Annotated in this window: 3 protein-coding genes and 1 pseudogene; all 4 read left to right on the top strand. The window is 65.5% G+C overall.

Annotated features, from left to right (window positions below; all coding sequences use genetic code 11):
* Window positions 1-288, top strand: a pseudogene (locus tag B3873_RS25250) (ATP-binding cassette domain-containing protein); the annotation flags it as partial.
* Window positions 289-385: 97 nt separating this feature from the next.
* Complete coding sequence (locus B3873_RS25245; RefSeq protein WP_286869789.1) at window positions 386-1,372, top strand: ABC transporter permease; 987 nt, start codon at window positions 386-388, stop codon at window positions 1,370-1,372.
* 34 nt (window positions 1,373-1,406) lie between these two features.
* Window positions 1,407-2,396 carry a substrate-binding domain-containing protein gene (locus tag B3873_RS25240; RefSeq protein ID WP_402706442.1) on the top strand — a complete coding sequence of 330 codons (990 nt, stop codon included), beginning with the start codon at window positions 1,407-1,409 and terminating at the stop codon, window positions 2,394-2,396.
* A partial coding sequence (locus tag B3873_RS25235; RefSeq protein WP_286869787.1) for an SDR family NAD(P)-dependent oxidoreductase occupies window positions 2,393-2,695 on the top strand: 303 nt, incomplete at its 3' end. The genes B3873_RS25240 and B3873_RS25235, both read left to right, overlap by 4 nt.

Here is a 2,695-nt window from a genome sequence, read left to right as displayed (position 1 = left end):
GGCGGCAACCAGCAGAAGGTGGTGCTGGCGCGTTGCCTCTCGACCCAGCCACGTTGCCTGCTGTGCGACGAACCCACGCGCGGCATCGATGAAGGTGCCAAGCGCGAGGTGTACCAGCTGATCGACCGCTTCGTGCAGGACGGCGGTGCCGCCCTGGTGGTGTCTTCCGAAGCGCAGGAAATCCTCGACCTGTGCGACCGCATCGCCATCTTCAAGCGCGGCCGCGTGGTGGAAGTGGTCGATGCGCATGCCACCACGCAGGAAGAACTGCTGCACTTGGCCTCGTAAGCGCGGGACGCAGTGCGTGCCTGCGATGACGCGCCGGTCTGCGACGCCCGCCTGATGTATCCCGATGACGATCCACCGACGATCCAATGACGAACCCATGATGACCAAACCCACTTCCCTCTCCGCCGGCCGGCTGGCCTCGCCCTCCTTCACCAGCCTGCGCCAGGCCTATGCGCGCTACGGTGTGCTGGCGGCCCTGATCGTGCTGTGCATCGCGCTCTCGCTGGCCACGCCGTATTTCATGACGCTGGAAAACTGGACCGACATCCTGCGCCAGACCTCCATCAACGGCATCCTCGCCATCGGCATGACCTATGTGGTGCTGACCGGCGGCATCGACCTGTCGGTCGGTGCGCTGCTGGCCTTCTCCGGCATGGTCACGGCGTGGCTGGCGACCGGTGGCGGCTATCCGCCTGCGGTCGCGGTGCTGGCCGGACTCGGCGCAGGTGCCGGGCTGGGTGCCATCAGCGGCCTGCTGGTGGCGCGCATGGCCGTGCCTTCTTTCGTGGCCACGCTGGGCATGCTGAGCGCCGCGCGTGGTGCCACCTACATCTACAACGACGGCATGCCGGTCTCGGATCTGCCAGCGGGCCTGCTGTCCATCGGTGGCGGACAGATCCTGCACGTGCCGGTGCCCATCGTCATCTTCGGCGTGGTCATCGCGGTGTCGTGGTTCGTGCTGCGTTTCACCGTCTATGGCCGCTACATCTATGCGGTCGGCGGCAATGCGCGCAGCGCCAAGACCAGCGGCATCGATACCCGCAAGGTCTACTTCGCGGTGTACGTCATCAGCGGCCTGCTGGCCGGGCTGGCCGGCGTCCTGCTGGCCGCACGCACGACGGCGGCGCTGCCGCAGGCGGGCGTGTCCTATGAACTCGATGCGATCGCTGCCGTGGTCATCGGCGGCACCTCGCTCTCGGGCGGCACCGGCACCCTGGGCGGGACCGTCGTGGGTGCGCTGCTGATCGGCGTCATCAACAACGGGCTCAACCTGCTCGGCGTGTCTTCCTACTACCAGCAAGTCATCAAGGGCGTGATCATCGTCGGCGCTGTCCTGCTGGATTCCTCACGCAAGAAAAACTGAAGTCCCACAACAACTCACACGGAGACGATTCATGATCAAGAAAACCCTCGCCAGCCTGCTGCTGATGGCCGTGGCCACCGGCGTCAGCGCCCAGAACAAGCCCCTGCGCATCGGCGCGGCCGTCTACGGTCTCAAGGGCGAATTCATGCAGATGTGGAGCAATCAGCTCAAAGCCCATCCGGCGGTACAGGATGGCAGCGTGCAGGTCACCGTCTTCGACGGCAACTACGACGCCCTCACCCAGAGCAACCAGTTCGACACGATGATCCTGCAAAAGTATGACGCCATCATCTTCGTGCCCATCGACCTCAAGGCCGGCGCGGCACCGGTGCAGAAGGCGGTCAAGGCCGGCATCCCGGTGATCGGCTCCAATACCCGGGTGCAGGGCGATGTGCTGACGTCCTACGTGGGCAACGATGACGTGGTGGCCGGCCGCCTCGAAGCGGAAGCGCTGATGAAGGCCATCGGCGGCAAGGGCAACATCGTCATGATCGAAGGGCCCATCGGGCAGTCCGCGCAGATCGAGCGTGCGCGTGGCAATGATGAAGTGCTGGCGCGCAACAAGGACGTCAAGGTGCTGGCTCGCAAGACCGGCAACTGGTCGCGTGCGGAATCGATGGCGCTGATGGAAAACTGGCTCACCGCCCATCCCGGCCAGATCAAGGGCGTGCTGGCGCAGAACGATGATGAGGCGCTGGGGGCACTGCAGGCCATCAAGGCCAAGGGCATCGATCCCAAGACCATCCCGGTGGTCGGCATCGATGGCATTGCCGATGCCATTGCCGCCGTCAAGCGAGGCGAGATGGTGACCCAGTTCCAGGATGCCCAGGCGCAGGCGCAAGGCGCGCTGGATGTGGCCTTGCGGGCCATCAAGGGGCCGTCCTACCAGCCGCGCTCGACGATCTGGACCGAGTACGGCGACAAGCTTCCCTGGAAGGGCGGCACCGAGAAATCCTATACCGTGCCCTGGACCACCATCACCCAGGAGAATGCCGATGCTTTCCTGAAAAAGGTCAAGAAATGAGCGCAGCCCTGTCTGCCGATGCGATGACGCGGCCGCATGATTTTTCCGGACGCGTGGCCCTGGTCACGGGGGCTGCCGCCGGCATCGGGCTGGCCACCAGCCAGCTGCTGGCGCGCTGCGGCGCCCGGCTGGTGCTGGCGGACCGCAGCGATGCCGTGCTGCAGCTGGCCCGACAGCTCGGGCCAGACCACGCGCACCTGGGCCTGGTGCTCGATGTCTGCGACGAAGCCGCCATCGGCCGCGCCATCGCCCAGGTCGAACAGCACTACGGACGCATTGACGTGCTGGTCAACAATGCC

This window comes from Herbaspirillum sp. UBA812, assembly GCF_002296545.1.
Taxonomy (GTDB): Bacteria; Pseudomonadota; Gammaproteobacteria; order Burkholderiales; family Burkholderiaceae_D; genus Herbaspirillum; species Herbaspirillum huttiense.
The sequence above is the reverse complement of the archived record's forward strand: the minus strand, read 5'-3'. Positions and strand labels throughout refer to the sequence as shown.